Source organism: Caulobacter sp. LjRoot300 (assembly GCF_964253875.1).
In the GTDB taxonomy this organism is placed as follows: domain Bacteria; phylum Pseudomonadota; class Alphaproteobacteria; order Caulobacterales; family Caulobacteraceae; genus Caulobacter.
In genome coordinates this window covers 958379-984325 of sequence record NZ_CAXUSA020000002.1, presented here as the reverse complement: position 1 = coordinate 984325, position 25947 = coordinate 958379, and the positions used below count along the sequence as shown (strand labels likewise).

Here is a 25947-nt window from a genome sequence, read left to right as displayed (position 1 = left end):
CACATGCGCAAGTACCTGCTCATCGGTGTTTCGGCCTTCGTCCTCGGCGCGGGGACCATGGCCTATGTCAGCCCTATCGCCCAGGCGACCAGCGCAAGCAAGGGCGAGACCTACAAGATGCTGGAGCTGTTCGGCGACGTCCTGCAGACGGTCGACAACCAGTACGTCTCCGAGGTCGACAACAAGAAGCTGATCGAGGCGGCCCTGGACGGCATGCTGACCAGCCTCGACCCGCATTCCGGCTACCTGTCGCCCGACAGCTTCGAGGACATGCAGGACACCACCCGCGGCGAGTACGGCGGGCTGGGCATCGAGGTCACCAGCGAGGACGGCGTGGTCAAGGTGATCTCGCCGATGGACGGTACGCCCGCCTCGCGGGCCGGCATCCAGGCCGGCGACTACATCACCGCCGTCAACGGCCAGTCGGTGCTGGGCCTGACCGTCAACGAGGCGGTCAAGCAGATGCGCGGCGCGGCCGGCGAGGTGGTCACCCTGACCATCGCCCGCGAGAAGACCGACCCGTTCGACGTCAAGCTGACGCGCGAGGTGATCAAGCCCAAGGCCGCCATCGCCCGCATGGAAGGCGACTACGGCTATGTCCGCCTGCCCGGCTTCAACGAGAAGGCCACCGACGCCCTGACCGCGTCGATCAACGAGCTGAAGACCAAGAATCCTCAGATGAAGGGGCTGATCTTCGACCTGCGCAACAATCCCGGCGGCCTGCTCGACCAGGCCGTGGGCGTCTCCAGCGTGTTCCTGGACGGCGGCGAGGTGGTCAGTCAGCGCGGCCGCGACCCGCGCGACATCCAGCGCTACAACGCCAAGCCGGGCGGCGACATCCTGAAGGGCCTGCCGGTGGTGGTGCTGATCAACCAGGGCTCCGCGTCAGCGGCCGAAATCGTCGCCGGCGCCCTGCAGGACCGCCATCGGGCCGAGCTGGTGGGCATCACCAGCTTCGGCAAGGGCTCGGTCCAGACCGTGATCCCGCTGCGCGGCGGGGCCGACGGCGCCCTGAAACTGACCACGGCCCGCTACTTCACCCCGTCGGGCCGCTCGATCCAGAAGACCGGCATCGCGCCCGACCTGGAAGTGGCCCAGACCAAGGACCAGGCCCAGGACATCGCCAACCGCGTGTGGTTCAGCGAGGCCAGCTTCAAGAACGCGCTGAACGCCGACGAAGGCAAGAGCCGCCAGGGCGTCCATACCCCCGCCGAGGCCCCGCCCACCGGCTTTGACGACAAGAAGGGCGACTTCCAACTGCAGCGCGCCATCGCCGTGCTGAAGGCCGGCTCGGTCGAGGCCGTGCCGAAGCTGCCCAAGCCCGCCGCCAAGATCGCCGAGGTCACAGCCAAGGCCGCCGCCGCGGCCGGCAAAGGCCCGCCGGTGGAGAAGAAGTAGACCGACGAGCCTTTCCCTCCCCCTTGCGGGGAGGGGGGACCAGCGAAGCTGGTGGGTGGGGTCCGCTGACTCATCAACCCCACCCGACCCCTACGGGGCCACCCTCCCCACAAGGGGGAGGGAAAGGGGGTTGGACGCCATTCCGCCGCACCCTTCATTAACCATATATTCGGCGCTTCCCGCCTAGGCTCGGACCCCATGGCCGTGACCTTCTCCCGCAAGCCCGCCTACAGCGCCGACGCGTCCGCGTCCGGTCGCGAGGACGGCGACCTGCGCGCCAGGATCCTGGCGGCGGCGGCCAATCCGTTCATCGGCGCCAGCGCCGCGGCCTTCCTGTTCCTGCTCAGCCTGGCCCTGCTGGTGCTGGTCACCGGCGACCCCAACAAGGGCTCGCCCCTGGTGCGCGTGGCGCTCGACCAGATCGGCACGACCAGGAACGTCCCGCCCGGCTGGCGCGAGGCCCTGGTCGGCGAGGGCGAGCAGGAAGCCCCGCTGCTGCCGGGGGCCCTGGACCTGTCCAACCTGCCGTTCGTCAGCCACGCCGCGGCCGACGACGCCGAGACCGGGACGATCGCCGCCCCGCCGACCGTCGCCTCGGCCGACGGCCCGCTGCCCGCCGCGCCGATCGCCGGCCTCTACGCCCCGGGCCCTGGGGGCGGCTCGCTGCCGGTGATCGCGCCGGACGGCCGGACGGCCGCCGAGGCCTATGCCCGTCCGTTCACAGCCGACGGCCGTCCCAAGGTGGCCCTGGTGATCGGCGGCCTGGGCCTCAACCCCCAGACCACCCGCGCGGCCATCGAGACCCTGCCGCCCGAGATCACCCTGTCGTTCGCCCCCTATGCGGAAGGGCTGCAGGGCTGGATCGACCTGGCCCGCAGCCACGGCCACGAGGTCCTGCTGGAAGCGCCGATGGAGCCGGTCGACTATCCGGCCAACGACCCGGGCCCCTACACCCTGATCACCGCCAACCGCCCCGAGGACACGGTGCGCAAGCTGGAATGGCTGATGTCGCGGGCCACCGGCTATTATGGCCTGACCAACTATCTGGGCTCGCGGTTCGTCACCAGCGACACGGCCATGACCACCTTCACCCTGGCCCTGAAGGCCCGGGGCTTGGCCTTCATCGACGACGGCCAGGCCAGCTTGCGCGGCGGCCCGATCCCCCGCGCCTCGGCCGACCGGATCATCGACGACGAATTGGCGGCCGGCTCGATCGACGGCCAGCTGAAGATGCTGGAGGCCGGCGCCGCCGGTCGCGGCCAGGCCCTGGGCTCGGGCTTCGCCTATCCGGTGACCATCAACCAGGTGCGGCTGTGGGCCGCCGGCCTGTCCGGGAGGGGCTTGCAACTGGCCCCCGCCTCGGCCATGGCCAAGCGATGAGTCCCAGCCAAACGCCCGATCCCTACCCCGACCACCGCCCCAATGTCGGCGTCGTGCTGTTCCACCCGGACGGCCGCGTCTGGCTGGGCAAGCGCCACAACCAGCCGCCGCCCCACAACTGGCAATTCCCGCAGGGCGGGGTCGACGACGGCGAGGACCTGCTGGCCGCGGCGCGCCGCGAACTGGCCGAGGAGACCGGCGTCATCTCGGTCGAATATCTGGGCCGCACCGAGAACTGGCTGATCTACGACTTCCCCGCCGACTTCGCCTCGTCGAAAAAGGCCCGTGGATTCAAGGGCCAGAAGCAGGTGTGGTTCGCCTTCCGCTTCCTGGGCGAGGAGTCCGAGATCGACCTGGAGGCCGACGCCCATGTCGAGTTCGACGCCTGGAAATGGGGCGCTCTCGACGAAACGCCCGAACTGATCGTACCCTTCAAGCGCGCGGTGTACGAACAGGTCGTCGCCGCGTTCGGTGGGTTCGCGCGCGGCGGCTGAAATCTCGCCGCGCTGGGGAGCATGGAATGGCGGACACGATCCTGCTGATCCACGGCTACGGTTGTGCTGGAGACGTCTGGGATCCCGTAGCCGCGCGGCTGCGGGCCGAGGGCTACCGCGTCGTGTCGCCGACCATCCGCTCGGCCGTGCGTACGGTCGACGGCCCCCGGGCGGGCCTGGCCGGCCTGACCCTGGCCGACTATGTCGCCGAGATGAGCGCCTTGACCCAGGCCCTGGCCAAGGAGGACGGCAGGAAGCCGATCGTCTTCGGCCATTCCATGGGCGGGCTGATCGCCCAGAAGATCGCCGAGGCCGGCCAGGCCGATCGCCTGGTGCTGTTCGCCCCCGCCTCGCCGGCCGACGCCCGCGGCAAGCCCAAGCTCTCGTCGGTCTTTACCTTCCTGAACATGGCCCTACAGTCCAAGCCCGAGACTAGGGCGGGCAAGATGTGGAAGACGGGCTTCAAGTTCGGCGTCATGAACGCCGTGCCGGCCGCGCGCCACGACACGCTGTACGCGACCATGGTCCACGACAGCGGACAGGTGCTGGCCGACCTCGCCTGGCCGCACAAGGATCCGAACCGGGCCGCCCATGTCGACGCCGCGAAGGTGACCGTCCCCGTGCTGGTCCTGGCCGGCGCCCTGGATCGCACCACGCCTCTCGAGGACGTACGGCGCGTCGGCCGAAAATATCCGGCCGCCGACCTCAAGATCTACCCCAACAACGCCCATTACCTGATAGACGAGCCAAACACGATGAGCATTCTCGACGACGTGATCGCCTGGCTGACGGGCAAACCGAAAGCCGCTCCGGGCCCGCCTCCGGCTTCCGCCCCGGTGCCTGCGCCCGAACCCGTGAAGGCCGCGGAGCCCTCGCCGACGCCCGCCCCGGCTCCGGTCGAACCCGCGCCGACCCCGGCCGCCAAGGCCCCCGCCGCGCCGACGGCGATCACCCCCGAGCCAAAGCCCCCCAAAACCACGGCGAAGGCCGCTCCGGCGGCCCCGAAGGCCCCGGCCAAGCCGAAGGCCGCCGCCAAGCCCGCTTCGGCCAAGGCGGCCGCTCCCAAGGCGGCGCCGGCCCCCAAGGCCGCCAAGGCCGCGCCGGCCCCGAAGCCGGCGGCTGCGAAAGCCCCGGCCAAGACCACAGCGCCCAAACCGGCCGTCGAGAAACCCGCGGCCGAGGTCGCTCCGACCGCCAAGGTGACGGCAAAGGCCGCTCCGAAAGCCGCCGCGACGCCCAAGGCGACAAAGACCGCGCCAGCCGCGGAGGCCAGCGCCCCGAAAGCCGCGTCCACCCCGAAGGCCGCCAAGGCGCCGCCCGCTGCGAAGCCTACGGCCAAGCCGAAGGCCGAGGCCAGGCCCGCCGCCGCCAAGGCTCCGGCCAAGACCGCCACGCCCAAGCCGGCGGCCGAAAAGCCGGCGGCCAAAACCGCGCCGGCCGCGAAGGCGACCGCCAAGGCCGCTCCCAAAGCCGTTCCCGCAACCAAGCCGGCGGCCAAGCCCGCCGCCGCCGCCGCCGCCAAGGCTCCGGCGCCTGCGCCTGCGAAAACGGCCAAAACTCCCGCAACAAAATCGGCCGCCAAATCTTCGCCATCACCGAAGAAGAGCGTGTAGGCTGAACGCTCGGCGCTCCGGCCGACGAACAGGCGAGGCGTGCATGGCGACTCCGGTGATTATGGTGCATGGCGCCTTCTGCGGCGGCTGGACGTTCGACGCGTTCCGCCGCCCATTCGAGGCCGCTGGCCACGTCGTCCAGACCCCAGACCTGCTGGGGCACGGCGACGGCGCCCTGGTCGCCGGCCGCTCGATGGTCGACTACGCCAAGCAGATCGCCGCCCTGTGCGAGGCCTGCGGCGAGCCGCCGATCCTGATCGGCCACTCGATGGGCGGGCTGGTGGCCCAGATGGCGGCCGCCCGCGCCAGCGTCTCGCGGCTGATCCTGCTGGCCCCATCCCCGCCCTGGGGCGTCACCGGTTCGTCCCTGGAGGAGGCGGCGTCGGCCGTCAGCCTCTACGCCCTGGGACCCTACTGGCTGCAGGCCGTGGCGCCCGACTATGGCGTCGTCGAAAGCTATACCCTGGACCGCCTGCCCCGTGCCGAGCGCAAGCGTCTCTACGCCAAGATGCACGCCGAGAGCGGCCGGGCGCTGTGGGAGACGCTGAACTGGTTCATGGACCCGTTCATGACCACTGGCGCCAGCCCCGTGGGCGTGCCGACCCTGGCGATCGCCGGCGGCAAGGACGTGATCCATCCGCCGGCCACCGTCCGTCAGACCGCCGCGCGGCTGGGCGGATCTTGCGAGGTCTTCCCGTCGATGAGCCACTGGCTGCCGGGCGAACCGGGCTGGGAAGAGGTCGCCGCCGCCTGCCTGGACTTCATCGCCGTCGAGGGCCGGGCGGCCGCCTGATTCCGGTTCCGAGCCCGGTTTTGCGCCAGGACCTGGCTGCCGCCGAATTGCGGCCCTTTCACGGCCCTTCCTTGACTTGCGCGCGGCGAAATGACCGGCGCTTGACAGTATTCGGGGCCGATTTGCTCAGAAATTCGGCGTCAGAACACTAATGTAATAGAGTCGCTAAACTTCAGGAACCTTGACGCGTGCGGCGTGTTTCCGCGCCGAAGAGGTTTTCATGCACGCCTATACCCATCCGCTACAACAACGCGAATCGGAGCGTCGTTCCTTCGCCGGAACCGACGTCCGCGCGGAGCCCACGGCGCCGCCGCTGGCCCCCTTGGCCATGCCGGACCAACCGCTGCATCGCCCCGCCGAGCCGCGCCGCTTCGCGCCGGTTCCGGGCCTGGGACGGCGGCGGGCGGCCCTGGCGGCCTTCTGCGCCCTGGCCACCGGCCTGGCGGTGTCGGCGGTGACGGCGGCCATGGCCGAGGACGGGCTGGACGCTCTGGAGGTCGCGCATGTCGGCCTGATCCTGGTGCTGTTCGGCTGGATGGCCTTCTCGTTCGCCGCCAGCCTTGGCGGGCTGTGGCTGTCGCGCCGGGCCGACACCTGGGAGCGGACCGTGGCCCAGGCGCCCCTGCGGCCCCTGACCACCCGCACCGCCCTGCTGGCCCCGATCTATCACGAAGACGTCGGACCGTTCTTCGCCCGGCTGGCGACGATGCGGGCGGGGCTGCACGCCCTGGGCCTGACGCCGATGTTCGACATCGTCGTGCTCAGCGACAGCCGCCGGCCCGAGGTGGTCGCCGACGAGCAGCGCGGCTTCGCCGCCTTCCGGCGCGGCGGCGTCGGCCCTCGGGCCTATTACCGCCATCGGCCGGAGAACCTCGATCGCAAGGCCGGCAACATCGCCGAATGGGTGCGCCGCCACGGCGGGGCCTATGACCACATGGTGGTGCTGGACGCCGACAGCCTGATGGACGCCCTGACCCTGTGGCGGCTGGCCGCGGCCATGGAGCGCGACCCGTCGCTGGGCCTGATCCAGACCGCCCCGACCATCGTCGGGCGCCGCACGGTGTTCGGCCGGCTGGAGCAGTTCGCCAACACCCTCTACGGCCCGCTGGCGGCCTGGGGCGTGGCCTGGTGGAGCGGCCATGACGGCAACTACTGGGGTCACAACGCCATCCTGCGGGTGAAGGCCTTCGCGCAGTCTGGCGGACTGCCGCACCTGAAAGGCAGAAAGCCGTTCGGCGGCCACATCATGAGCCATGACTTCGTCGAGGCCGCCTTCCTGCGCCGGGCCGGCTGGGGCGTCCGCCTCGCCCCGGCGCTGACCGGCAGCTTCGAGGAGAGCCCGCCGACCCTGATCGACCACCTGATCCGCGACCGGCGCTGGTGCCAGGGCAACCTGCAGCACCTGGGCGTGCTGGGCGCGCGCGGCCTGCATCCGGTCAGCCGACTGCACCTGGCGCGGGGCGTGCTGAGCTACGCCCTGGCGCCGCTGTGGATCGCCCTGGTGGTGACCGGCGCCCTGCTGTCCGCGCCCGACGGCCGGACCGGCGAGGCCGGCGGCTATCCGCTGGCGGGGGCCATCGTGCTGGCCGTCAGCCTGGCCTTCGTCCTGCTGCCCAAGCTGATGTCCTACGCCCTGATGCTGTCCGAGGGCCAGGCCAGCCGGTTCGGCGGCGCCTGGCGCGCCCTGGCCAGCGTCGGGCTGGAGACCCTGGCCTCGACCCTGACCGCGCCGGTGATCATGGCCGCCCACACCCGCGCCCTGCTGTCGGTGGCCCTGGGCCGCGACGCCGGCTGGTCGGCCCAGCAGCGCGACGAGGGCCGGCTGAGCGGCCGCGCGGCCCTGGCCTTTCACTGGCCCGAGATGCTGATCGGCGTCGCCCTGGCGGCCCTGGGCCCGCTGATGGGCGCGGGCCTGTCGCCTTGGCTGGCGGTGGCGGCGACCAGCCTGGTCGCCGCGCCGTTCATCGTCTGGTGGACGGCCAGCATCGCCCGCGGCGTGCGGCTGCGCGACGCCGGCCTGCTGCTGACCCCGGGCGAGCGCGCGGCGGCGCCGCCCGTTCAGTGCGAAGGCGTGAACAGCTTCAGCCCCAGGATGCCCGAGACGATCAGCGCCAGGCAGACCAGCCGCCCGGCCGTGGCTGGCTCCTTGAACAGCAGGATGCCGACGATGGCCGTGCCGACCGCGCCCACGCCCGTCCAGACCGCATAGGCCGTGCCCAGCGGCAGGGACTTCACCGCCCAGCCCAGCAGGCCCATCGAGGCGACCAGGCTGACCGCGGTCAGCAGGGTGGGGACCGGCCGCGTGAAGCCTTGCGTGAACTTCAGGCCCACGGCCCAGCCGATCTCGAACAGACCGGCGACGAAAAGGATGATCCAGGCCATGACGGGCTCCCAGACTTAAGGGCGGGGCCGTCCCCGGAAACGCGAAAGGCGCGGGGTCGTCCCCGCGCCTTCGACTAGATAGGACCACCGGACCGGGGGACAAGCTCCCGATCCGCCGACCGCTTAGCGGCTGGTGGTGCTGTACAGGATCCGGGCCTGCTCGAAGTTCTTGCCGATCGAGCTGTCGTCCAGCTTCTTCAGGCGCATGTAGACCAGGCCCGCGTGGCCGTCGGCCCAGGCGTCGTCCCACGAGACCGTCAGGCGCTTGACGTCGCTGACCGTCAGGTCGTTGCGGATCAGGCGCAGCTGCGGCTTGTTCTCCCAGGTGGCCCAGTCGTGCAGGGCGTTGGCCAGGGCCTGGGCCTGGGCGTCGCCCTGGGCGTACTGGATGGTGACGGTGCAGACGTTCTTGTTGCTGCCGGGATTGTCGACGGCGATCAGATACGGCTTGCCGATATCCATCACCCACTGCTCTTTCTTCTTCTTCATCCCCGCCGCCTTGGCCAGGGACGGCATGTCGCCGCCGACCACGGCCGGCTTGCAGACCTTGTCGAGCACGCCCAGCAGCTGCAGCGAGACCGGGTCGGTGGTGGGCGGACCGCGGGTCGGGGCGACATAGTCCGGCGCCTGGCCGGCGGCCGGAGCGGCCACGGTGGGCGTGGCCGTCATCGGGTCGGCCGGCGCGGCGGGGGTCTGGGCCGCCGGATCGGCGGGCGCCGGAGCAGCGGCCGGAGCCGGAGCGGTCGGAGCAGTCGGAGCGGTTTGCTCCTGGGCGACGGCGGTCGAAACCGCGCCGAGAGCAAAGAGGCTGGCGAGCGCAAGGCGCATGGTCGAGTTATCCCCGTTAGGCAAGAGGTCGGCATTAAAACCGACAGGCGTTCCCTCGCAACCCTTATGGTGGCCGATTAAGGCGGAGAATGGGTCACAGGTGTAATTTTCTCGCCGCGCGCCTGCGGCGTGACGCCTCAGGGGCGAAGGCGAGGCGCCGTCGCCGGCCTCAGGGCTTGGCGGTGCTCAGCACGAAGGTCGCCGCGTCGGGGAAGTTGGCGACGACCACGTACATCTTCAGGCCCGGATAGGCCGGCGAGAGGTACGTCCCCTTCTGGATCAGCTGGTTGTCCTCGGCGGTCTTCACGAAGCCCGAGCCGACGGCGATGCCGGCATGGATCATGATGTTGCGCATCAGGGTGGCGAAGGCGACCGGATCGGTCGGCGGCTGGGCCCCGTCGTAATAGCCGACCTGGCAGAAGCCGTCCTGCGGGGCCTGGGCCAGGTAGAACCGCGCCGTCGTCGGCGACACCCAGACCTTGGTCGCCGGGCCTTGCCACAGCGCCTTGATCGACGCCGGCGCCGGCTTCCAGCCCAGCTTGGCGGCGGCGACCCCGACCGCCGCGGCGTTGGTCCCGGCCGGCAGGCAGACGCTCTTGAAGACGTCGACCACCTCCTGGCGATAGGTGGGCGCGGCTTGGGCCGAGCTGGCGGCCAGAAGGGCCGTGATCAGAACCGTCGTCGCGATCCGCATCGCGCTCTCCCCGACGCCGGCATGGCGCGCGCCAGGCTACCCGATATCGAGGCTGTGCATAACGACGTTCTTCTATTTGGGCGCACGGAGGGTGACGATGACGATCTCGGGCGGCGCGCGAAAGCGGACGGGCAGGATCGAGACGCCGAGGCCGCCGGTGACGAACAGATGCCGTCCCCGATCGACATAGGCGCCGCAGCCCCAGCGCCGCGCAGCGCGGGACGCGTGGATCAGGCGGCCCAGCACCGGCAGGTTGACCTGGCCGCAGTGGGTGTGGCCCGCCACCGTCAGGGCGACACGGTCCGGCGCCTGAGCGAACGGGTCGGGCCAGTGGCTCATGACCACCACCGGCGCGGCCGTCGGAACGCCCGCCAGGGCGCGGGGGTAGGACGGTTCGGCGCGGAAGGAGTCGAGGTCGGCCAGGCCGGCGATCCAGAAGGCGCCTTCCGGCCGCGGCGCGAGCACCGCGCGGTTCTCCAGCACCACGGCGCCGCTGGCCGCCAAGGCCCGCTCGATCGCCGGACCGTCGTACCACCAGTCGTGATTGCCGAGCACGGCGTAGACGCCCAGCCGCGCCCGCAGTCCCTTGAACGCGGCGACCCCGCGCAGGATCTCCGACCGCGCGGGAACGGCCCGGGTCGCGGCCGGTTCATGGCCGCCGGCATAGTCGCCCAGCAGCAGCACGGCGTCGGGATGCCGAGCGTTCATCCGCGCCACCACCCGCGCCACCCGGGCCGGGTCGACATGAGGCGCGGCGACATGGGTGTCGCTGATCAGGCCCAGGCGCACCGGCGGACCGCGCCAGGCCGACGACTCGATCGTCACCTGGCGCACGACCAGCAGGCGCGGCTCGATCAGGAAGGCCCAGACCCCAAGGCCATAGGCGACCAGCGCCAGCCCCGCCAAGGTCCAGGCCAGACGCAAACGGCCCGAGCGCCGCACCAGCGCCCAGGCCGTCAGGATGATCAAAGGACCGGCGAAGGCGCCGATCCAGGCCAGCAGCAGGACACCGCCAGGCCCGGCCATCGAAGGGCTTAAGCCGCCTCGACCGCGTGTTCGGCCAGGATCGTGAAGCCGTCGGGGCCGACGTCGGCGAATCCGCCCTGGATGTCGAACAGGCGCACGGACGAACCGTCGCGGACCGTGACCCGGCCTTCGCGCAGGGTGGTCATGAACGGCGCGTGGTTCGGCAGGACGCCGAAGTCGCCTTCCGTGCCCGGAGCGTCGACCTGGTCGACCTCGGCCGAGAACAGTTCGCGCTCGGGCGCGACGAGGGAGAAGTGCAGCTTAGCCATCAGTCGTGTGTCTCCACGGCGCCCAGGGCCGCTTCGATGTCTTCGTCGGTCTGGATCTCGGTGCCGCAGAACGGGCAGAAGCGGATGGTGGCCAGCACGACGCCGGTTTCACCACCCTCTTCCCGATGACCCAGATTGAGCAGGATCAACCCGCTGTCGTGCTCGATCAGCGCGTCCTCGGGATCCGAAGACACAGCATCCTCGAGCTCTTCGCAGCAGAAGTTGATCAGCTCGTGCTCGTCGGTCATCAGGCTTCGCCGGCCAGCTTTTCAGCCTTGGCCACCGCTTCCTCGATCGGGCCGACCATGTAGAAGGCCGCTTCCGGCAGGTGGTCGTACTCGCCGTCCACGATGCCCTTGAACGAGCGGATGGTGTCCTTCAGCTGGACGAAGGCGCCGGGCGTGTTGGTGAACTGCTCGGCGACGTGGAACGGCTGGGACAGGAAGCGCTGGATCTTGCGGGCGCGGGCGACCGTCAGCTTGTCCTCTTCCGACAGCTCGTCCATGCCCAGGATGGCGATGATGTCCTTCAGGGCCTTGTACTGCTGCAGCACTTCCTGGACCGAGCGGGCCACGTTGTAGTGCTCTTCGCCGATGACCAGCGGGTCCATGATCCGCGAGGTCGAGTCCAGCGGATCGACGGCGGGGAAGATGGCCTGGGCGGCGATGTCGCGCGACAGAACGGTGGTGGCGTCCAAGTGGGCGAACGAGGCGGCGGGCGCCGGGTCGGTCAGGTCGTCGGCGGGCACGTAGATGGCCTGGACCGAGGTGATCGAACCCTTGTTGGTCGAGGTGATGCGCTCCTGCAGGTTGCCCATCTCGGTGGCCAGGGTGGGCTGGTAGCCCACGGCCGAAGGGATGCGGCCCAGCAGAGCCGACACTTCGGCGCCGGCTTGGGTGAAGCGGAAGATGTTGTCGACGAACAGCAGCACGTCCTTGCCTTCTTCATCGCGGAAGTATTCCGCGATCGACAGGCCGGTCAGGGCGACGCGGGCGCGGGCGCCCGGGGGTTCGTTCATCTGGCCGTAGACCAGGGCGCAGCGGCTGCCTTCGGTCGAGCCGTTGTTGGCCTTCGGGTCGACGTTGACGTTCGACTCGATCATCTCGTGATAGAGGTCGTTGCCTTCGCGGGTGCGTTCGCCCACGCCGGCCAGGACCGAGTAACCGCCGTAGGCCTTGGCGATGTTGTTGATCAGTTCCTGCATCGTCACGGTCTTGCCGACGCCGGCGCCGCCGAACAGGCCGATCTTGCCGCCCTTGGTGTAGGGGCACATCAGGTCGATGACCTTGATGCCGGTGACCAGCACTTCGGCGGTATTGGTCTGCTCGGCGAACGACGGGGCGTCGCGGTGGATGGTGCGGAAGATGTCCGACTTGATCGGGCCCTGCTCGTCGATCGGCTCGCCGATGACGTTCATGATCCGGCCCAGGGTGCCGGGACCGACCGGAACGCGGATCGACTCGCCGGTGTCGCGCACGGCCTGGCCGCGGACCAGGCCCTCGGTGGCGTCCATGGCGATGGCGCGGACGGTGTTCTGGCCCAGGTGCTGGGCGACTTCGAACACCAGGCGCTGGCCCGAGGCGGTGTTGACGGTTTCCAGGGCGTTCAGGATGGCCGGCAGCTCACCTTCGAACTCGACGTCGACGACGGCGCCGATCACCTGCACCAGCTTGCCGGTGGCGGCGCCGATGGTGGCGGGCTTCTCGCGGGTGGCGACGGCCTGGGGCGCGGCGGCCTTGGGGGCGGCCGGCTTCTTGGCGACAGGCGCCTTCGGGGTCGCGGCGGCGGCCGTCGCGGGAGCGGCGGCGGCCTTCGAGGCGGCGGGCTTCTTCACGGCCGCCGGCTTGGCGGCGGCGGCGGGAGCCTTAGCGGGAGTCTTGGCCATGGCGTTCAGGGTCTTTCGTGCGTGCTCGTGCGTGCGTTTTTTACGTTAGGCTTTTGATCAGACGGCTTCGGCGCCGGAGATGATCTCGATCAGCTCCTTGGTGATCTGGGCCTGGCGGGAACGGTTGTATTCGAGGGTGTAGCGCTTGATCATGTCGCCGGCGTTGCGCGTGGCGTTGTCCATCGCCGTCATCTGGCTGGCGTAGAAGCCGGCCATGTTGTCGAGCAGGGCCGACAGGATCTGGACCGTCAGGTTGCGCGGCAGCAGGGTCTCGAGGATGGCCTCTTCCGAGGGTTCATACTCGTAGACAGCGGCCGGGCCGGAAACGGCTTCGGCGCCCTCGACCACGGCCGGCACCAGCTGCAGGGCGGTCGGGATCTGCTGCACCACCGACTTGAAGCGGCTGTAGAACAGGGTGACCACGTCGACCTCGCCGGCCTCGTACAGGCGGGTGACGAGGTCGGCGATCGGCTGGGCCACCGACAGGGTGAACTGGCGGTAGGCCGACAGGTCGAAATTCTCGACGATGCGGTCGCCGTACTGGCGCCGCAGTTGGGCGGTCGCCTTCTTGCCGACGCAGACGATCTTCACGTCCTTGCCTTCGCGGACCAGGGTGTCGATCCGCTCGCGGGCGGCGCGGACGATCGACGAGGTGAAGCCGCCGGCCAGGCCGCGGTCGGCGGCGGCGACGACGATCAGGTGGCGATCGTCGCGGCCGGTGCCGGCCAGCAGCGCCGGAGCCCCGTCGCCGGACACGCCGCTCGCCAGGTTGGCGATGACGTTCGACAGCCGGCGCGCATAGGGGCGCGCGGCTTCGGCCGCATCCTGGCTGCGGCGGAGCTTGGCCGCCGCCACCATCTGCATCGCCTTCGTGATCTTCTGCGTCGCCTTGACGCTCGAGATCCGATTGCGCATTTCCTTCAAGCTGGCCATTCGGCGCTACTCTCTCCGAGCGTTCCGAGGGGGCTTAGGCGAAGGTCGCCGAGAAGCTGTCGAGCACACTCTTCAGCGTGTTCTCCAGGTCCTTGTCGAGGGCCTTCTTGGTGCGGATGCCGTCCAGCAGGTCCTTGTGCTGGCTGTGCAGGCGGGCCAGCAGTTCGCTTTCGAACCGGCGGACCGACGAGGTCGGGATCTTGTCCAGATAGCCGCGGGTGCCAGCGTAGATCACGCAGACCTGCTCCTCGACCGCTTGCGGCGCGTATTGCGGCTGCTTGAGCAGCTCGGTCAGGCGCTCGCCACGGGCCAGCAGCTTCTGGGTGGAGGCGTCCAGGTCCGAGCCGAACTTGGCGAAGGCGGCCATCTCGCGATACTGGGCCAGCTCGCCCTTGATCGCGCCGGCCACTTGTTTCATGGCCTTGATCTGGGCCGACGAGCCGACGCGCGACACCGAGATGCCGACGTTCACGGCCGGGCGGATGCCCTGGTAGAACAGGTCGGTTTCCAGGAAGATCTGGCCGTCGGTGATCGAGATCACGTTGGTCGGGATGTAGGCCGAGACGTCGTTGGCCTGGGTTTCGATGATCGGCAGGGCCGTCAGCGAGCCCGAGCCGTTGTCCTCGTTCAGCTTGGCGGCGCGTTCCAGCAGGCGCGAGTGCAGATAGAAGACGTCGCCCGGATAGGCTTCGCGGCCCGGCGGACGGCGCAGCAACAGCGACATCTGGCGGTAGGCGACGGCCTGCTTGGAAAGGTCGTCATAGATGATCAGGCCGTGCAGGCCGTTGTCGCGGAACCACTCGCCCATGGCGCAGCCCGAGAACGGGGCCAGGTATTGCAGCGGGGCCGGTTCGGAGGCCGAGGCCACGACGACGATGGTGTATTCCAGGGCGCCGTGCTCTTCGAGCGTCTTGACGATCTGGGCGACGGTCGAACGCTTCTGGCCGATGGCGACATAGACGCAGTAGAGCTTGGCGCTCTCGTCCTTGCCGGCGTTGGCGGCCTTCTGGTTCAGGATGGTGTCGATGGCGACGGCGGTCTTGCCGGTCTGACGGTCGCCGATGATCAGCTCGCGCTGGCCGCGGCCGACGGGGATCAGGGTGTCGATCGACTTCAGACCGGTCTGCACGGGCTCGTGCACCGACTTGCGCGGGATGATGCCCGGGGCCTTGACGTCGACGCGGCGGCGCTCGGTCGAGACGATCGGGCCCTTGCCGTCGATCGGCTCGCCCAGCGGGTTGACGACGCGGCCCAGCAGGCCGCGGCCGACCGGCACGTCGACGATCTCGCCGAGGCGGCGGACTTCGTCGCCTTCCTTGATGGCCTGGTCCTGGCCGAAGATCACGGCGCCGACATTGTCGCGCTCGAGGTTCAGGGCCATGCCCTTCACGCCGGCCTTGGGGAACTCGACCATCTCGCCGGCCTGGACGTTGTCCAGACCGTAGATGCGGGCGATGCCGTCACCGACGGACAGCACCCGGCCGACGTCCGAAACGGCGGCTTCTTCGCCGAAATTGGCGATCTGCGACTTGAGGATGGCCGAAATCTCGGCGGCGCGGATGTCCATGGCTGTCTTGGGCTCTCTGCGTTTTATCTTTAGGGCGCGCTTATAAAGGCTTAGGCGCGCTTCAGGGCGAATTTCAGGGAATCGAGCTTCGAACGGAGCGAAGCGTCGAACAGGCGGGAGCCGACGCGCACCTTGATGCCGCCCAGGATGGACGGATCGACGCGGGTCGAGATTTCGGGGGTCTTGCCGACGGCCGTGGCGACGGCGGCCGACACGCCCTTCAACTGGGCGGCGGTCAGAGCCTTGGCGGTGGTGACTTCGGCGGTGACGACGCCGCGGTGCTGGGCCGACAGCTCGATAAAGGCGCTGATGGCGCCCAGCAGGTCGCCGGCCCGACCGTTGCTGGCCACCAGGCCCAGGAACTTGGCCGTCAGCAGCTGGAACTTGGCTTTGGCGGCCACGGCGGTCAGGCCCTTGGCCTTGTCCTCGGCCGAGAAGGCCGGGCTGTCGATCAGGCGGCGCAGGTCGGCGCTCTCGGCCGCCATGGTCCGCAGCGACTTCAGGTCGGCTTCGACCTGGGTCAGCTGGTTGCTCTCGATCGTCAGTTCGAACAGGGACTGCGCATAGCGCTGACCCGCATCCGTCGCCTTGGTTTCGTCCGCCACTTGTTCCGCCCGGTGCGTTGCAATCGCCGCGGACAAGAAGATTAACCCTCGTCCCGGCTTAAAGGCTTGAGCGCGCTCTAGAAAAGCACATGGACGGCCGGCGCTGACGCGCTGCCCTGTCCGAAGCCGCGCGCCTGATAACACGCAGCCTTCGCAGTCGCAACCAAGGCCAATGCGTAAGGAGCGGCGCCGTTTCGTAAAACAGGTGTGGGCGCGCGCGATCCGCCGACGCGTGGCTCGGCCCGGCGAGCCGATCGAAGCCAAACGGCCAACCTCGGCCCTAGGCGACCCTGCGGAACACCGCCGAGGCGGCCGCGACCAGGGCGCCGTCGGCGGCGCGGAGCTCGGCCTGGGCGAAGACCAGGCTGCGGGTCGAACGCTCGACCCAGGCCTTGGCGGCCGGCGGCCCCAGCGCGTCCGCATGGGCCAGGGCCCCATAATCGATGGTGATCGAGGTCGGCAGGGTCGCCGGGCCGGCGATCTCGCACAGGGCGGTTTCCAGCAAGGAGGCGGTCGAAGCGGTCATCGGCGATGCCATAGCCCTAACCCGCCCGAAGAAAAAGGCGGCGAGACCGGCTCGCCGCCCTTCAGGCGAATGTTCGAGGAAACAGCCGGACGGGGCGGAGGGCCCCAGGACGTCCGGGTACTAATAGAGTGCGTCGTCTACTTCTCGGCGGTCTGCACGCCGGCCTTGGCCGTGGCGTTGCAGCGGGTCAGGTCGTCGGCGTCCAGCGACTTGGTCTCGCCGCCGAAGGCCGCCACGCGGCCGACTTCCTTGGCCAGGGCCTTGCATGAGACGGCGGTCAGGGCCCGCGACGGGGCGGCGGTCGAGACGCACTCGGCGCCTTCGCAGACGAAGACCGCGCCGCCGGCGACGACCTTGGTCTTGGCGGCCAGCGGGTTTTCCAGGGCGACGGCGATGCGGCCGTCGGCGAAGGCCGAACCGGCGAACAGGCAGGTGGTCAGGGCGGCGACAGCCGCCAGGGATTGGAGCTTCATCAGAGAGCCCTCCAGCGCATACAGGGGAGTTGGATCGAATGATCGGCGAAAAGCTGTACTGGGCGTCCAGAGCCGGGGATGTCGGCGCCGGTATCCCCATCGGCGCGTCGGATCAGAACTAAGCACTGCTTAGATATCAGTGTTCGGAAATAGCGCAAGCGGAATCTATTTCGCATGAGCATTTTTTATTGAAACGCTTGTTTCAAGCCGAGATTGTCAGGCGGCGCTCGACGTCCTGGCGTAGAGTTCCGCGATCGTCGCCACCGCGGCCTCCGCCTCCGCCCGGTCCGGCCGCTCGTCGTCGACGCCATACCCCCACTGATCGCTGTCGCCGACCTGCTGCACCACGATGCCGTCCGGCCGCGGCAGCACCGCGACGTGCTTGTAATAGACGCCGTAGCGGACCTCCGGCTGCGGGGCGAGCCAGGCGATCTGGCCGCGCACCGGGGTGATGGTCTCGTCCTTCCACAGGGCCCGGGCGCCATAGCCGGTGCAGTTGACCACCACGGGCTCCTTCAGCCGCGCCAGGTCGGCGGGGGTGTCGAAGGTCATGGCGACGATCTTGCCGCCCTCGGCCAGGAAGTCGCTGGTCAGCATGTGGGCGAGATCGGTGACGTTGAACTGCATCGAGGTCGCGTGCCGCACGCGCGGCACGGGGAACGGATGCGAGCCGGCCGGCAGCTCCTGGGCGGCGGGCACGATGTCGCGCAGCCGCTCGCCATATTCGGCGAAGTGGACCGCGCCGGCGGGGCGCGGCGCGGGCGGGCCGACGCCCGCGCGGTCGAACAGGGTGTAGCGGTCGCTCCACGACACCGGCTCGCCGGGCAGGCCCAGCAGGGTCTGGTAGGTGGCGTACGACGTGCGGGCCATCTCTTCCCACAGGGCCGGGAAGCCGGGCGCGACCTTGTCGGCCTCGGCGACGCGCGAGTCCGGCGACCAGGTGCCGGTGGCGCGGAACGAACGGGTCTGGGGCGTGCGCTCCTTGGCGTAGATCGTCACCTTGGCGCCGGCCCGCTGCAGCAGCAGGGCCGAGGTCAGGCCCAGGGCGCCGCAGCCGATCACCGCCACCTCCTTGGTCCCGCCCTCCAGCGCCTTGCCGGCGGCGATGGTGCTGGAGCCCCACGACAGCGACCAGCCGCTGCCGCCGTGGCCGTAGTTGTGGACCACGCGTTTGCCGTTGACGTCCTCGACGTCCAGCCTCGGTCCCGCGGCGCGGAACGGCCGCAGACAGACGGTGATCCTGGTGATGCGGTCGGCGCTCATCCGCAGCGGGGCCAGGGGCGGGACGACGAAGGCGGGCCGGGCGGGCGCGATCAGGCCGGGGGTGCGGCGAGCCGGGGCCCCGCCCTGGGTCACGCATCCGGCCAGGCTGGTCGCGCCCAGGCCGCCCAAGCCGGCCAGCACGGCCCGTCGGCTGCTTGTCGTGATCATCCGCGGCGCATCCCCTCGAAAGCTTTACGGGGGGACCCTAGCCCTGGCGCCGCGAGCGCGCCAAGGCTCCACGTCTCCGCGCCCGATCTGCGCGGAGACGTGCGGATAAAAAGAGCTCTAGGGGCCGAGGATCGAGTCGAAACGGCTCTTGGCGGCGGTCTGGACGGATCGCTCCTGGACCATGCCGTCCAGTCGGGCGTAGCGGCCGTCCTTGCCGGCCTTGCGACGGATGTCGTCGGCGTTGATCACCACGGTGCGGCTTTCGCGCTCCAGGACCTTACCCATGATCGCCGCGAAGACCGCGCCGGCCACGGCCGCGGCCATTGGCCCGACGATATCGAGCCAGCCCTCGCCGAACAGCGCCCGCAGATGCTCGATCAGCCGCTCGCGATTGGGCTGGTCGTCGATCAGGGCGATGAACAGCCGCTCGACGCCAAAGACGCCGGCGACCAGCACCAAGGCGATGAGCACGCCCAGCCAGGCCGGCCTGGCGTAGAGGCCCAGCACGGCTCCCAGTACGGCGCAGGCGGCCATCATGATCATGGCGACGATCCTGGCCCGTCCAGATGAGCTTGCGATTAAGACAAGGCCGTAAGGCCGCGCCGCGCCCGGCGACCAATCGTCGCAAGGCCGTGTTCGCCGAGCTTCCCGCGTCCGGCGGCCGGCCCGACGATTCCCGGGACGATAAGGACGCATGGCGGCGGAATGCGCGCCCAGGTCGTCATCGCGTTTGCATCGGCGCGAAGCTGGCCCTTAGTGTGCGTCCGACCGGAAACGACATACGGCGTTACGTCCGGATCCAATCAGGCCCGAAGGGACTTCCCATGCGGATGCTCAGAACCCTCACCCGTCTCGTTCCCGTCTTCGCCGCCGCGGTCCTGCTGGCCGGCTGCGGGATCAACACCATCCCCACCCAGGACGAGGCGACCAAGACCGCCTGGGCCGAGGTGCAGAACCAGTACCAGCGGCGCGCCGACCTGATCCCCAACCTGGTCAATACGGTCAAGGGCTACGCGGCGCAGGAGAAGAGCGTGCTGGTCGAGGTCACCCAGGCCCGGGCCAGCGCCACCCAGGTCAAGGTCGACGCCTCGACCATCACCGACCCGGCCCAGTTCCAGCAGTACGCCGCCGCCCAGGACAAGCTGTCGGGCGTGCTGGGCCGGCTGATGATGATCCAGGAAAGCTATCCGGAGCTGAAGTCGAACCAGAACTTCCTGGCCCTGCAGAGCCAGCTGGAGGGCACCGAAAACCGCATCGCCATCGCCCGGCGCGACTACAACCAGACGGCCCAGGTCTACAACACCACCCTGCGGACCTTTCCGAGCGTGATCTGGGCCAAGACCCTGTACGGCTCGCAGAAGCCGGCCCAACTGTTCCAGGCCACGGCCAGCGCCCAGTCGGCCCCCACGGTGGATTTCGGCGCCCCGCCGGCCCCGACGGCCAATACTCAGCCCGCTCCGGCGCAGTAGGTGAGGGTCGCGCTCTCTCTTCTCCTCCCCCGCAAGGCGGGGGAGGTGGCGCGGCGCCCTCGGCGCCGTGACGGAGGGGGCGTCAGCGGTGGGGAACGCCCCCTCCGTCAAGATGCGTATCCGCATCGCGCCACCTCCCCCGTTTCACGGATGAGGAGCTGGGTGCTCGCCTTCCTGGCGCTCTGGATCTTCGCCCTCCCCGCCCTGGCGGCCGGCCCCGCTTTCCCGCCCCTGACCGGACGCGTCGTCGACGGCGCCAACATTCTCTCGCCGGCGGCCGAGGCCGCCCTGACCAGCAAGCTGGAAAACCTGGAGAAGACCACCGGCCGCCAGCTGGTGGTGGCCACCGTGCCCGGCCTGCAGGGCTACGAGATCGAGGACTATGGCTACCAGCTGGGCCGGACCTGGGGGATCGGCCAGAAGGGGACCAACAGCGGCGCCCTGCTGATTGTCGCCCCGACCGAGCGCAAGGTGCGCATCGAGGCCGGCTACGGCCTGGAGCCGATCCTCACCGACGCCCTGTCCAGCGTGATCATCCAGACCGCCATCCTGCCGAGGTTCAAGGCCGGCGACCTGGAGGGCGGGGTCACGGCGGGGACCGACGCGGTCATCGCCCAGCTGGCCCTGCCGGACGAGGCCGCCAAGGCCAAGGCGGCCCAGGCCTTCCAAGTCTCCGACCAGGCCGAGCGCGGCTCGGGCGCCCCGCCGATCCTGGCCCTGCTGGTGCTGTTCATCGTCATCGTGGTGCTGAGCCAGATGTTCGGCCGTCGCGGAGGACGGGGCGGCGGCCTGGGCGCGGCCCTGCCCTGGATCATCCTGAACGGCCTGCTCAGCGGCGGTCGCGGCGGCGGCGGCGGATGGAGCGACGGCGGCGGAGGCGGCGGCTTTTCCGGCGGCGGCGGCTCGTTCGGCGGCGGCGGCTCCTCGGGCAGCTGGTAGAGGGAAGCGGGTGATGAAGACATTGTCCCAGGCCGACCAGGATCGCATCGCCCAGGCGGTGGCCCAGGCCGAGAAGACCACCGCCGGCGAGATCTATTGCGTGCTGGCCCCGGAGGTCGGCGACGATCGGGCGGTCCCGCTGATCTGGGCGGCCGGCGCGGCCCTGCTGCTGCCGGCCCTGGCCCTGCTGGCCGGCTTCCGGCCCGAGATGCTGAGCCGGCTGTTCGGCGACTGGAGCATCGGCCACGCCGCGGCCCAGGACGTGGCCATCCTCTCGGCCCTGCTGACCTATGTCGGCCTGCAGGCGGCGATCTTCGCGGTCGTCGCGGCCCTGGTCTCGATCCCCGCCGTGCGCCGGGCCCTGATCCCCGCCGCCGTCAAGAAGGCCCGGGTCCGCCAGGCGGCGCTGGACTATTTCCTGGCCAAGGACCTGCACCTGACCCGCGAGCGCACCGGGGTGCTGATCTTCGCCGCCCTGGCCGAGCACCGGGTCGAGGTGATCGCCGACGACGGCGTCCACGCCGCCGCCCCCAGTGGCGTCTGGGACGAGGTGGTGGCCGACCTGGTCGCCGGCCTCAAGCGCGGGGCCGTGGCCGACGGCTTCGTGGCCGCCATCGCCCGGACCGGCGCCATCCTCGCCGCCCACGCCCCGCCCCGCCCCGACGACCGAAACGAACTGCCGGACGGGCTGACGGTGCTGCCAAAATAGAGAACCTTCTCCGATAGGGAGGGAGGGTGCGTTTAGCGCCCCCGCGCGTTCTGGGCGTGACGCTTCAGGAGGCTCTCATGACCGACCAGGACGACTTCACCGCCTTCCTCGACCAGCGCCGGCGCGTCGCCCAGGCCTATGTCAACGGCGAGGCCGGACCGCTGGGCGAGATCGCCGCCCAAGCCAATCCGGCCACCTTCTTTCCGCCCAATGGCGGGCGCGAGGAGGGGGCGGGCCACGTGACCGCCGTCAACGCCCGCGGGGCCCGCGGCTTCGCGGCCGGCGGCGAGACCCAGCTGGAGATCCTGCACGGCCAGGCCAGCGGCGAGCTGGCCTACTGGACCGGCCTGCAGCACGCCACGGTGCGGTTCGCCGGCCAGGACCAGCCGGTCGAGATGCACCTGCGGATCACCGAGATCTTCCGCCGCGAGGACGGCGCCTGGAAGCTGATCCATCGCCACGCCGACCCGCTGGCCGAAGCCAGGCCGCCGGGCCAATAGATAGAAAGAGGCGACCGGTCTCCCGGCCGCCTCTCCCATCGAAGCCTAGAACGACTTGCGGATCGTCAGGCCCGCCGTGCGCGGCTGGCCGATCGAATAGCCCAGCCGGGCCCGGCCGCCGCGCTCGCGGTCGAACGACAGCAGGGCGTTCTCGTCGGCCACGTTGTTGACGTAGGCGATGATGTCCAGGCCGTCGTCCATCTGCACGCCGGCGCTCAGGTTGATGATGTCGTAGCTGGGCAGCTGCAGGTTCAGCACCGTGGCGTCATTGCCCGAGGCCCCGCCGAACGGCAGGCCCGAGACGAACGAGCGCGGGTTGTTCTCCTGGTCGCTGGCCTGGGTGTAGCGGTTGCCCACGTGCTGGAACGAGGCGGTGACGTAGCCGTCCATGGTCGCGGTCAGGGTCCGCGTATAGGTGGCGCTGATCGAGATCTGGAACTTGGGCACCGACGGCAGGCGGTTGCCCTCGCGGATGCCGCCGATCACCGCCCCCGTCCCGTCGCGCACCGTGGAGTCGAACTCGGCCTCCAGCAGGCTGCCCGAGACCTTGAGGTCGAAGCCCGGCGCCAGGCGGGCCGACAGCTCGCCCTCGACGCCCTTGGTGTGGGCCTTGGGCACGTTGAACACCACCCGAGACGAACACGAGCCCGCGTCCAGCGTGGTCTGCAGGTTTTTGATGTCGGTATAGAACGCCGCGCCGTTGAAGGTGACGCCGCCCAGCCGGGCCTTCACCCCGCCCTCGTAGTTCCACAGCGTCTCGTCGTCATAGGACTGGAAGCCGCCGAAGATCGCCGCGTCCTGCGGGGTGCACAGCGGCAGGTTCAGCGGGTCGTTGACCCCGCCCAGCCGGAAGCCCTTGGAGGCCTGGGCGTTGAACGTCAGGCCAGGGTTGGCCTTGTAGCTGAGCAGCACGCGGGGAGTGAAGCCGTCGGACGAGGTCTTGTCGACCTGGTCGTCGCCGTTGGCGAACAGGCCGCCGGAGGTGAAGCGGCGGTTCTCGCTGAAGTCGTAGTAGCGGCCGCCGGCGGTGATCGTCAGCTTCTGGATCTCGTAGCTGGCCTCGCCGAACACCGCCTTCTGCTTGATCTTGTAGGGCAGCGCGGCGTTGTAGGGCGAGTCGGCCGGGAAGCCGTTGGCCACGGCGGCCGAGGTCCCCGCCCCCAGGGTGGCGTCGGTGTAGGCGTCGTAGCCCGGGGTCGGCAGGCGCTGGTCGTAGACCCGGTCGACCTTGGAGTAGAACGCCCCGATCAGCCACTGGAACGGGCTGTCGTTGTCGGAGCTGAGGCGCGCCTCCTGGGTGAACTGCTCCAGGTCGGTGGTGTCCACCAGCTTGGACGGCAGGGTGACCGCCGCCGCCGGGAAGCCCAGGTCCACCGACACGCTGCCGGTCAAGGCGCTGGCGTCGCGATTCACGGCGATCTTGCGGTCGATATAGCTGGTTACCGAGGTCAGCTCGACGCCGTCGAAGCCGAACGAGGCGGTCAGGTCGGCCAGGAAAGTCTTGTCGTCGAAGCTCTCGTCCAGCAGCAGGTACTGCTCGCGCTCGCCCAGGGTGATGGCCGGACGGGTGGCGGTGAACGGGTTGGCGAACAGGTTGAACGCCTCCTGGCGGTTGAAGCCGCCGGCGTGGATCTTCTGGTAGACGACGCGCGGGGTGATGCTGATGTCTTCGGTCGGCCGGAACAGCAGTGAAGCCCGGCCGCCGCGGCGATAGCCGTCGTTGACGTTGTTCTTGCGCGCGCCGCCCTCGCCCAGGGCGTCGACGAAGCCGCCGTATTCGGTGTCGTAGCCCACCACCCGCAGGGCGGCCTTGTCCGACAGCGGCAGGTTGACGGCGCCCTTCACATAGCCGCCGACATCGCCGCCCTTGAGCGTATTGAAGTTGGCCTCGACCGTGCCCTCGTAGGCGCCCAGCTTGGGCTGGTTGGTGATGTAGCGGATGGTGCCGCCGACCGAGCCAGAGCCGAATAGGGTGCCCTGCGGCCCGCGCAGGGTCTCGACCCGGTTCAGGTCGAACAGGTCGATGTCCGGGGTGAACAGCGACAGCGAGATCACCGACTCGTCGAGATAGACCCCGACCTGTTCCTTGACGCCGGGCTGGTCGCGGACCACCTGGCCGGCCGAGACGCCGCGCACCGATACCTGGCTCTGGCCCGGCCCGAGGTTCTGGATCGTCAGGCCGGCGACGTTGCGCGACAGGTCCTCCAGGGTCACCGCCCCGGACTTCTGGATGTCGGCTTCGGTCTGGGCGTTGATCGAGAACGGCACGTCCAGGATCGTGGCGTCGCGCTTGGTGGCGGTGACGATCAGCTCCTCGACGGTGTCGACCTGCTGGGCGAAGGCCGCCACCGGCAGGGCGATCGACGCCGCCAGGGCGGTCGCGGCCAGCAGCGCGTGCCGGCGTTGGGTAACAGGGCGCATGAATTCCTCCCGCTCAAGTTTTCCAGCGGCCTTGGATTATAATTATCGGCCACAACCTGAGCGTTCTTGAGGGAATCATTGAAAGTCAACGCCAAACCAGATCGGGGCGTCGACACGGTGATCTTTCCCTGGGCGAGTGGACTACGGGCAACAAAAACCCGTGTTTTCTTTCATCTGGCGCGTTCGTAATGGTCAAGCTCTAGAGCTGTTCCTGACGACTGTTAGCGCTAACAGGGGTTCGCCTGCTTTACGTTCGCGTGACCTTTCGCCGACGGAAATCCCGGTCTAGGGTGGCCGCCAATTCAAACTAACGTTTAAAGGGGAGTGCGCCCAATGCGCGAAGCGGTCATCGTCTCTTACGCCCGGACCGGCCTGGCCAAGTCCAACCGCGGCGGGTTCAACAACACCCACGGCGCGGCCATGGCCGGCCACGCCATCCAGCACGCGGTGTCCCGCGCCAAGCTGGACGGCCCGGAAGTCGAGGACGTGGTCCTCGGCTGCGGCGGCCCCGAAGGCGCCACCGGCATGAACGTCGCCCGCAACGCCGCCATCTGGGCCGGCCTGCCGGTCACCACCTCGGGCCAGACCGTCAACCGCTTCTGCTCCTCGGGCCTGCAGGCCATCGCCACCGCCGCCAACTACGTCCGCAACGACGGCGCGCCGGTCGCCATCGGCGGCGGGGTGGAGTCGATCTCGCTGGTGCAGGGGGGCGGGCACATGAACCGCTTCCACATCACCGAGGAAAAGCTGATGCGCGAGAAGCCGGCCCTGTGGATGGCGATGATCGACACCGCCGACATCGTCGCCAAGCGCTACAACATCGCCCGCGAATACCAGGACGAATATTCGCTGCGCAGCCAGCAGCGGATCGCCGCCGCCCAGGCCGCCGGGCTGTTCGACAACGAGATCGTGCCGATGGCCACCCAGATGAAGGTGGTCAACAAGGAGACCAAGGAGGAGAGCCTGGTCGACTACGTGGTCACCAGGGACGAGTGCAATCGCCCGGAGACCACCCTGGAAGGCCTGGCCAAGCTGGAGCCGGTCAAGGGCCCCGGCAACTTCGTCACCGCCGGTAACGCCAGCCAGCTGTCGGACGGCGCGGCCGCCGTGGTGGTGATGGAGGCCAAGGAAGCGCAGCGTCGCGGCCTGGAGCCCCTGGGCCTGTTCAAGGGCTTCGCCATCGCCGGCTGCGAGCCCGACGAGATGGGCATCGGCCCGGTCTTCGCCGTGCCGCGCCTGCTGGAACGCCACGGGCTGAAGGTCGACGACATCGACCTGTGGGAGCTGAACGAGGCCTTCGCCAGCCAGTGCCTCTACAGCCGCGACCGCCTGGGCATCGACCCGGAGAAGTACAACGTCAACGGCGGCTCGATCGCCATCGGCCACCCGTTCGGCATGACCGGCGCCCGCTGCGCCGGCCACCTGCTGCTGGAAGGCAAGCGCCGCAAGGCCAAGCTGGGCGTGGTGACCATGTGCATCGGCGGCGGCATGGGCGCGGCGGGACTGTTCGAGATTTTCTAGATCGTGCGACATCCGGGGACAGGCGCATGCGCCTGTCCCCGACCGATCTTGAAACGCCGACGAACCGCAACCATCTTTGTTGCCGATCGCG

Annotated in this window: 25 protein-coding genes and 1 pseudogene; 11 read left to right on the top strand and 15 right to left on the bottom strand. The window is 69.6% G+C overall.

Annotated features, from left to right (window positions below):
• The first annotated feature begins 3 nt into the window (after window positions 1-3).
• The 6 genes and pseudogenes from ACSQ2G_RS09880 to mdoH form a co-directional block, all read left to right on the top strand.
• Window positions 4-1398 carry a S41 family peptidase gene (locus ACSQ2G_RS09880; protein WP_436030387.1) on the top strand — a complete coding sequence of 465 codons (1395 nt, stop codon included), beginning with the start codon at window positions 4-6 and terminating at the stop codon, window positions 1396-1398.
• Between the two features lie 198 nt (window positions 1399-1596).
• On the top strand, window positions 1597-2778 hold the full coding sequence (locus ACSQ2G_RS09875; RefSeq protein WP_436030385.1) for a divergent polysaccharide deacetylase family protein: 1182 nt from the start codon (window positions 1597-1599) through the stop codon (window positions 2776-2778).
• Window positions 2775-3272 (top strand): RNA pyrophosphohydrolase, encoded by a 498-nt coding sequence (locus tag ACSQ2G_RS09870; RefSeq protein WP_436030384.1) that lies wholly within the window; start codon window positions 2775-2777, stop codon window positions 3270-3272. Before ACSQ2G_RS09875 ends, ACSQ2G_RS09870 begins: the two co-directional genes overlap by 4 nt.
• Before the next feature lie 26 nt (window positions 3273-3298).
• Window positions 3299-4885: an alpha/beta hydrolase gene (locus tag ACSQ2G_RS09865; RefSeq protein WP_436030382.1), complete on the top strand. Its 1587-nt coding sequence runs from the start codon at window positions 3299-3301 to the stop codon at window positions 4883-4885.
• 43 nt (window positions 4886-4928) lie between these two features.
• Window positions 4929-5678, top strand: a complete 750-nt coding sequence (locus ACSQ2G_RS09860) for an alpha/beta fold hydrolase (protein WP_436030380.1) — start codon at window positions 4929-4931, stop codon at window positions 5676-5678.
• Window positions 5679-5898: 220 nt separating this feature from the next.
• Window positions 5899-7704: pseudogene (gene mdoH / locus ACSQ2G_RS09855) on the top strand (glucans biosynthesis glucosyltransferase MdoH); the annotation flags it as partial.
• 32 nt (window positions 7705-7736) lie between these two features.
• Here the strand turns inward: mdoH and sugE are convergent.
• The 14 genes from sugE to ACSQ2G_RS09785 form a co-directional block, all read right to left on the bottom strand.
• Window positions 7737-8060, bottom strand: a complete 324-nt coding sequence (gene sugE / locus ACSQ2G_RS09850) for a quaternary ammonium compound efflux SMR transporter SugE (RefSeq protein WP_436030379.1) — start codon at window positions 8058-8060, stop codon at window positions 7737-7739.
• Between the two features lie 123 nt (window positions 8061-8183).
• Window positions 8184-8888, bottom strand: a complete 705-nt coding sequence (locus ACSQ2G_RS09845; RefSeq protein WP_436030377.1) for a hypothetical protein — start codon at window positions 8886-8888, stop codon at window positions 8184-8186.
• 169 nt (window positions 8889-9057) lie between these two features.
• Window positions 9058-9582 carry an NMCC_0638 family (lipo)protein gene (locus tag ACSQ2G_RS09840; protein WP_436030376.1) on the bottom strand — a complete coding sequence of 175 codons (525 nt, stop codon included), beginning with the start codon at window positions 9580-9582 and terminating at the stop codon, window positions 9058-9060.
• Window positions 9583-9654: 72 nt separating this feature from the next.
• A complete protein-coding gene (locus tag ACSQ2G_RS09835) occupies window positions 9655-10608 on the bottom strand; it encodes a metallophosphoesterase (protein ID WP_436030374.1) in 954 nt (317 codons plus the stop codon).
• An 8-nt stretch (window positions 10609-10616) separates the two neighbouring features.
• Entirely contained in the window at window positions 10617-10877 is a 261-nt protein-coding gene (locus ACSQ2G_RS09830) for an ATP synthase F1 subunit epsilon (RefSeq protein ID WP_028038864.1), read from the bottom strand.
• Window positions 10877-11125, bottom strand: a complete 249-nt coding sequence (locus ACSQ2G_RS09825; protein WP_029910885.1) for a hypothetical protein — start codon at window positions 11123-11125, stop codon at window positions 10877-10879. The genes ACSQ2G_RS09830 and ACSQ2G_RS09825 overlap by 1 nt, the downstream gene beginning before the upstream one ends.
• Window positions 11125-12762 carry a F0F1 ATP synthase subunit beta gene (atpD, locus tag ACSQ2G_RS09820; RefSeq protein WP_436030372.1) on the bottom strand — a complete coding sequence of 546 codons (1638 nt, stop codon included), beginning with the start codon at window positions 12760-12762 and terminating at the stop codon, window positions 11125-11127. Before atpD ends, ACSQ2G_RS09825 begins: the two co-directional genes overlap by 1 nt.
• 57 nt (window positions 12763-12819) lie before the next feature.
• Window positions 12820-13695, bottom strand: a complete 876-nt coding sequence (locus ACSQ2G_RS09815; RefSeq protein ID WP_436030370.1) for a F0F1 ATP synthase subunit gamma — start codon at window positions 13693-13695, stop codon at window positions 12820-12822.
• A gap of 34 nt (window positions 13696-13729) precedes the next feature.
• Window positions 13730-15262, bottom strand: a complete 1533-nt coding sequence (gene atpA / locus ACSQ2G_RS09810) for a F0F1 ATP synthase subunit alpha (protein WP_436030368.1) — start codon at window positions 15260-15262, stop codon at window positions 13730-13732.
• A gap of 50 nt (window positions 15263-15312) precedes the next feature.
• Window positions 15313-15867 (bottom strand): F0F1 ATP synthase subunit delta, encoded by a 555-nt coding sequence (locus ACSQ2G_RS09805; protein WP_310085944.1) that lies wholly within the window; start codon window positions 15865-15867, stop codon window positions 15313-15315.
• A 280-nt stretch (window positions 15868-16147) separates the two neighbouring features.
• A complete protein-coding gene (locus ACSQ2G_RS09800) occupies window positions 16148-16393 on the bottom strand; it encodes a hypothetical protein (protein ID WP_436030366.1) in 246 nt (81 codons plus the stop codon).
• A gap of 137 nt (window positions 16394-16530) precedes the next feature.
• Window positions 16531-16866 (bottom strand): CC_3452 family protein, encoded by a 336-nt coding sequence (locus ACSQ2G_RS09795; protein ID WP_310085948.1) that lies wholly within the window; start codon window positions 16864-16866, stop codon window positions 16531-16533.
• A 216-nt stretch (window positions 16867-17082) separates the two neighbouring features.
• Window positions 17083-18297 carry an NAD(P)/FAD-dependent oxidoreductase gene (locus ACSQ2G_RS09790; RefSeq protein ID WP_436030365.1) on the bottom strand — a complete coding sequence of 405 codons (1215 nt, stop codon included), beginning with the start codon at window positions 18295-18297 and terminating at the stop codon, window positions 17083-17085.
• Window positions 18298-18414: 117 nt separating this feature from the next.
• Window positions 18415-18840, bottom strand: coding sequence for a hypothetical protein (locus ACSQ2G_RS09785; RefSeq protein ID WP_436030364.1), 426 nt, complete (start codon window positions 18838-18840; stop codon window positions 18415-18417).
• Between the two features lie 281 nt (window positions 18841-19121).
• Here ACSQ2G_RS09785 and ACSQ2G_RS09780 point away from each other — a divergent pair, with 281 nt between their 5' ends.
• From ACSQ2G_RS09780 to ACSQ2G_RS09765, 4 genes are all read left to right on the top strand, one after another.
• Complete coding sequence (locus ACSQ2G_RS09780; RefSeq protein WP_436030362.1) at window positions 19122-19766, top strand: LemA family protein; 645 nt, start codon at window positions 19122-19124, stop codon at window positions 19764-19766.
• A gap of 150 nt (window positions 19767-19916) precedes the next feature.
• Window positions 19917-20705: a TPM domain-containing protein gene (locus ACSQ2G_RS09775; protein WP_436030361.1), complete on the top strand. Its 789-nt coding sequence runs from the start codon at window positions 19917-19919 to the stop codon at window positions 20703-20705.
• A 13-nt stretch (window positions 20706-20718) separates the two neighbouring features.
• On the top strand, window positions 20719-21414 hold the full coding sequence (locus tag ACSQ2G_RS09770; protein ID WP_436030359.1) for a TPM domain-containing protein: 696 nt from the start codon (window positions 20719-20721) through the stop codon (window positions 21412-21414).
• A 77-nt stretch (window positions 21415-21491) separates the two neighbouring features.
• Window positions 21492-21914, top strand: a complete 423-nt coding sequence (locus ACSQ2G_RS09765) for a YybH family protein (RefSeq protein ID WP_436030357.1) — start codon at window positions 21492-21494, stop codon at window positions 21912-21914.
• 45 nt (window positions 21915-21959) lie between these two features.
• On the opposite strand, the gene ACSQ2G_RS09760 is transcribed toward ACSQ2G_RS09765, so the two are convergent.
• The gene (locus ACSQ2G_RS09760; protein WP_436030355.1) at window positions 21960-24335 is read right to left on the bottom strand and encodes a TonB-dependent receptor; all 2376 of its coding nucleotides are present in this window, start codon (window positions 24333-24335) and stop codon (window positions 21960-21962) included.
• Between the two features lie 333 nt (window positions 24336-24668).
• On the opposite strand from ACSQ2G_RS09760, the gene ACSQ2G_RS09755 reads away from it, so the two are divergent.
• Window positions 24669-25856 carry an acetyl-CoA C-acyltransferase gene (locus tag ACSQ2G_RS09755; protein WP_436030354.1) on the top strand — a complete coding sequence of 396 codons (1188 nt, stop codon included), beginning with the start codon at window positions 24669-24671 and terminating at the stop codon, window positions 25854-25856.
• The last annotated feature ends 91 nt before the right edge of the window (window positions 25857-25947 follow it).